2 tRNA genes and 3 rRNA genes are annotated in these 5972 nt (G+C 52.5%); all 5 read right to left on the reverse strand.

Features of this window, described 5'->3' with window-relative positions:
- Window positions 1-61: 61 nt before the first annotated feature.
- A 5S ribosomal RNA gene (rrf, locus tag DXY31_RS13340) occupies window positions 62-178 on the reverse strand.
- A 116-nt stretch (window positions 179-294) separates the two neighbouring features.
- Window positions 295-3160, reverse strand: a 23S ribosomal RNA gene (locus DXY31_RS13345).
- Window positions 3161-3554: 394 nt separating this feature from the next.
- A tRNA-Ala gene (locus DXY31_RS13350) sits at window positions 3555-3627 on the reverse strand.
- Between the two features lie 9 nt (window positions 3628-3636).
- Window positions 3637-3710, reverse strand: a tRNA-Ile gene (locus DXY31_RS13355).
- A 183-nt stretch (window positions 3711-3893) separates the two neighbouring features.
- Window positions 3894-5378, reverse strand: a 16S ribosomal RNA gene (locus DXY31_RS13360).
- The 16S, 23S and 5S rRNA genes sit together here with 2 tRNA genes alongside, the layout of an rRNA operon.
- Window positions 5379-5972: the final 594 nt, after the last annotated feature.

A 5972-nucleotide genomic window follows, 5' to 3' on the forward strand; every position in this document is an offset into this window, starting at 1 on the left:
AAAAAAAGCCACCCTCTCCGGGGTGGCTTTCTTCGTATCACTAGCGTGATAGAAATGTTTTACCTGGCATCGAGCTATTTTCTCAGGGGGCTACCCCCCAAATATCGTCGCCGCTGCTGCGTTTCACAACCGAGTTCGAGATGGATCGGAGTGGTTCCACAGCGCTATGGACACCAGGATAGAAAACATTCCCAAGGTTGAACCCTGAGAACTGCATAGGACATGATCAATAACTTTCATCATTCATCATGCGTCTGGTTTGAATAAAACTTCGCCTCAGGCAAGAACCAAATCATGGTCAAGCCCTCGGTCTATTAGTACTCCTCCGCTGCATCCATTACTGGACTTCGACGTAGAGCCTATCAACGGGTGTTCTTCCCGTGACCTTACTGGGTTACCCCATGGGAATACTCATCTTGAGGTGGGCTTCCCACTTAGATGCTTTCAGCGGTTATCCACTCCGCACATGGCTACCCAGCGTTTACCGTTGGCACGATAACTGGTACACCAGAGGTGCGTTCCTCCCGGTCCTCTCGTACTAGGGAGAAATCCTCTCAATATTCCTACGCATACACCGGATATGGACCGAACTGTCTCACGACGTTCTGAACCCAGCTCGCGTACCGCTTTAATGGGCGAACAGCCCAACCCTTGGGACCGACTTCAGCCCCAGGTTGCGATGAGCCGACATCGAGGTGCCAAACCTCCCCGTCGATGTGAACTCTTGGGGGAGATCAGCCTGTTATCCCTAGAGTAACTTTTATCCGTTGAGCGACGGCCCTTCCACTCAGAACCGTCGGATCACTAAAGCCGACTTTCGTCCCTGTTCGACTTGTAGGTCTCACAGTCAAGCTTCCTTCTGCTTTTGCACTCAGCGGCTGATTTCCAACCAGCCTGAGGAAACCTTTGCGCGCCTCCGTTACCTTTTAGGAGGCGACCGCCCCAGTCAAACTGCCCACCTGATACTGTCCGCTCCCCGGATAACGGGTGAACGTTAGAACCCTAGCTCTGAAAGAGTGGTATCTCACCATTGACTCCCTCGTACCCACAAGCACGAGATCAACGTCTCCCACCTATCCTGCGCATTCAGAGCCCGGGCACAATACCAAGCTACAGTAAAGCTTCATAGGGTCTTTCTGTCCGGGTGTATGTAGTCCGCATCTTCACAGACAATTCTATTTCGCCGAGCCTCTCTCCGAGACAGCGCCCTGATCGTTACGCCTTTCGTGCGGGTCGGAACTTACCCGACAAGGAATTTCGCTACCTTAGGACCGTTATAGTTACGGCCGCCGTTCACCGGGGCTTCAGTCGCCAGCTTCGCTTACGCTGACCGGCTTCCTTAACCTTCCGGCACTGGGCAGGCGTCAGCCCCCATACATCGTCTTGCGACTTAGCGGAGACCTGTGTTTTTGGTAAACAGTCGCCAGGGCCTTTTCACTGCGACCACCTTGCGGTGGCACCCCTTCTCCCGAAGTTACGGGGCTAATTTGCCGAGTTCCTTAGAGAGAGTTACCTCGCGCACCTCGGTATTCTCTACCACCCCACCTGTGTCGGTTTCGGGTACTGGCAGTTATGCCTTAACGGGTATAGAGCTTTTCTTGGAAGCATGACATCACCAACTTCGCTGCCGTAGCAGCTCGTACTCACGCCTCAGCTCGGAACGTTTTCGCCGCTCCTCATAGCCTCGAACGCTTGAACCAGTAACCAACGTCTGGCTCGGCTAGCCTTCTCCGTCCCTCTTCCCAAAACATAACCGGTACAGGAATGTTGACCTGTTATCCATCGACTACGCCTTTCGGCCTGACCTTAGGACCAGACTAACCCTCCGCGGACGAGCCTGCCGGAGGAACCCTTAGGGTTTCGGTGCATGGGATTCTCACCCATGTTTTCGCTACTCAAGCCGACATTCTCACTTCTATGCAGTCCACGCCCGCTCACGCTAACGCTTCGCCCCACATAGAACGCTCCCCTACCATAAATCCGCAGCTTCGGTACAACGCTTAGCCCCGTTCATTTTCGGCGCAGGATCGCTCGACCAGTGAGCTATTACGCACTCCTTTGAGGATGGCTGCTTCTAGGCAAACCTCCTGGTTGTCTGGGCAATCCCACCTCCTTTATCACTTAGCGTTGATTTGGGGACCTTAGCTGGCGGTCTGGGCTGTTTCCCTCTCGACCATGGAGCTTATCCCCCACAGTCTGACTGCCTCGCTACACACAGGGTATTCAGAGTTCATCTCGATTTGGTACCGCTCTCGCAGCCCGCACCGAAATGGTGGCTTTACCCCCCTGCTGGAGCACGAGACGCTACGCCTCAACGTATTTCGGGGAGAACCAGCTAGCTCCGGGTTCGATTGGCATTTCACCGCTAACCACAGCTCATCCAGTGACTTTTCAACGTCAGTTGGTTGGGACCTCCACTTGGTATCACCCAAGCTTCATCCTGGCCATGGTTAGATCACCCGGGTTCGGGTCTATAAACACTGACAAACGCCCTATTCAGACTCGCTTTCGCTGTGGCTCCACCATTTCCGGTTTAACCCGCCAGTGCCTATAAGTCGCCGGCTCATTCTTCAACAGGCACACGGTCACCCGATAAGTCGGGCTCCCATTGCTTGTAAGCTCACGGTTTCATGTTCTATTTCACTCCCCTCCCGGGGTTCTTTTCACCTTTCCCTCGCGGTACTGTTTCGCTATCGGTCACACAGTAGTACTTAGCCTTACGAGGTGGTCCTCGCGGATTCACACGGAATTTCACGTGCTCCGTGCTACTCGGGATACAGCTAGGTCAGTTCAGTTTTCGTGTACGGGGCTTTCACCTTCTTTGGCGTGTCTTTCAAACACTTCCACTAACATCCCTTTTCCACATTGCTGTCCCACAACCCCGATGGTCGAAACCATCGGTTTAGGCTCTTCCCCGTTCGCTCGCCGCTACTCAGGGAGTCGTTTTTACTTTCCTTTCCTCCAGCTACTAAGATGTTTCAGTTCGCTGGGTTGGCTCGTGCCAGCCTATGGATTCAGCTGGCCGTTCTAAGGGTTGCCCCATTCGGAAATTCCCGGATCAAAGCGTGTTTCCAGCTCCCCGAGACTTATCGCAGGTAACCACGTCCTTCATCGCCTCTGTGTGCCAAGGTATCCGCCGTGAGCTCTTTGTAGCTTGACCATTCATCTCCAAAACGCTTGCTGTCGTTGAAACAGATTCTGAACGATTCATTGCTGAATCAATCATCAAACTCCCAATTGCTCGACACAATTAGAAGAACGTTATGGAGTCTCGGCTCTTGCTCAAGAATTGACATCATCCTATAAAAAAATGATGCATCCATGAGAGATGCTTTATTCTTACAGACTTTTTCCTATGCAGTTGTCAAGGTTCTGCTAGACATCAAACTGATTTAACAGTTCGAGCCCAGCATCTTATCAACCAAAATAATCGTGATCACTCACGTCATTTTGGAATGACAGGAAGCTGGGGTCATGCCAGCGGACACATCTAAATCACATCACATTCGAGTTCACCTTCCATCATTCAGAAGATGGAGATTGAGTTCGATCAGTGGAGGTTAGGAGACTCGAACTCCTGACATCCTGCTTGCAAAGCAGGCGCTCTACCAACTGAGCTAAACCCCCAACACCGAATGGGCCATCCTGGACTTGAACCAGGGACCTCACCCTTATCAGGGGTGCGCTCTAACCACCTGAGCTAATGGCCCAGGAAGACTCAACCCTTGTGGGATGTGACCTAGACAAAGTTTAGGAACTGAAAATCTTCATCAAGCAATGCACATTGCTATGCATTCTTGACTTCAAAATTGAGGTACCGATCGACCTAAGGTGACAGGATTTCGGCCTAAGAATTAAGTACTCAGACATCAAAATCATTGTTTGTCTCCCTGTTAGGAGGTGATCCAGCCGCACCTTCCGGTACGGCTACCTTGTTACGACTTCACCCCAGTCATCAGCCCCACCTTCGACGTCCTCCTCCACAAGGGTTGGAGTAACGGCTTCGGGCGTGGCCAACTTCCATGGTGTGACGGGCGGTGTGTACAAGGCCCGGGAACGTATTCACCGCAGTATGCTGACCTGCGATTACTAGCGATTCCTCCTTCACGTAGGCGAGTTGCAGCCTACGATCTGAACTGAGCCACGGTTTATGAGATTTGCTTGTCCTCGCGAACTTGCTGCTCTTTGTCCGTAGCATTGTAGTACGTGTGTAGCCCAGGATGTAAGGGGCATGATGACTTGACGTCATCCACACCTTCCTCCGGTTTATCACCGGCGGTCTCTCTAGAGTGCCCAACTCAATGCTGGCAACTAAAGACGTGGGTTGCGCTCGTTGCGGGACTTAACCCAACATCTCACGACACGAGCTGACGACAGCCATGCACCACCTGTCACTGCGTTCCCGAGGGCACTCTCTCGTTTCCAAGAGATTCGCAGGATGTCAAACCCTGGTAAGGTTCTTCGCGTTGCATCGAATTAAACCACATACTCCACCGCTTGTGCGGGCCCCCGTCAATTCCTTTGAGTTTCACACTTGCGTGCGTACTCCCCAGGCGGAACACTTAACGCGTTGGCTACGACACCGAGGGGGTCGATTCCCCCGACACCTAGTGTTCATCGTTTACGGCCAGGACTACAGGGGTATCTAATCCCTTTCGCTCCCCTGGCTTTCGTCCATGAGCGTCAGTGATGGCCCAGCAGAGCGCCTTCGCCACTGGTGTTCTTCCCGATATCTACGCATTTCACCGCTACACCGGGAATTCCCTCTGCCCCTACCACACTCAAGCCCAACAGTTTCCACTGCCATGATGGAGTTAAGCTCCACGTTTTAACAGCAGACTTGAAAGGCCGCCTGCGGACGCTTTACGCCCAATAATTCCGGATAACGCTTGCCACTCCCGTATTACCGCGGCTGCTGGCACGGAATTAGCCGTGGCTTATTCCTCAAGTACCGTCAGATCTTCTTCCTTGAGAAAAGAGGTTTACAGCCCAGAGGCCTTCATCCCTCACGCGGCGTTGCTCCGTCAGGCTTTCGCCCATTGCGGAAAATTCCCCACTGCTGCCTCCCGTAGGAGTCTGGGCCGTGTCTCAGTCCCAGTGTGGCTGATCATCCTCTCAGACCAGCTACTGATCGATGCCTTGGTGAGCTCTTACCTCACCAACTAGCTAATCAGACGCGGGCTCATCCTCAGGCGAAATTCATTTCACCTCTCGGCATATGGGGTATTAGCGGCCGTTTCCAGCCGTTATCCCCCTCCTGAGGGCAGATTCCCACGCGTTACTCACCCGTCCGCCACTAACCCGAAGGTTCGTTCGACTTGCATGTGTTAAGCACGCCGCCAGCGTTCATCCTGAGCCAGGATCAAACTCTCCGTTGTAGATCAAGTCCTCTTAGAAGGCTTTCACCTCTTCAACTTGATTTGCTTTACCCACTCATCAGCACTGGCGCACTGATTGCAGTTAAAACCACCTTCCTCTGACAGAAGGGTTCTTAAGAGTGCACTTAGAATCTCTCCTTCGTGACTTTCCAGGATCTCAGATCCGGTTGTTGCTCCACAACATGCACACCGACAACATCAAAAGCTCGTGAAAACTTTCAACCTTGTAAGCACGTTGCTTCTTTGCAACTAAAAATTGTTGACGGGACCTCACACTTACATCGCATTTTCATCAAACTCATTCACTCAACCTCAAGGTTCAGCAAACAAACTCGACGCGATGAAAGCGTCAGTTCCTAAACTTTTCAATTGTCCAGGTTCTGCCGTCGCGTCCCCTCTCAGGAACGGTTGGCGGTGCGGTCTCGCGACCGCTTGTGAAACCTACAACACCGTGGGATCTCTCCCTCCTGGCCTTGTAGGCACCCCCAAACATTACAAGCTCGCGCTCTTCATGCTTAGAAGCTGCACTCCAGGCTTCCGCCTCTCGCGCAGTCCAAAAACATAACTCACTATCAACCCCTTTCGCAACTGATC

It is taken from the genome of Synechococcus sp. UW179A, assembly GCF_900473965.1.
Lineage (GTDB): Bacteria > Cyanobacteriota > Cyanobacteriia > PCC-6307 > Cyanobiaceae > Synechococcus_C.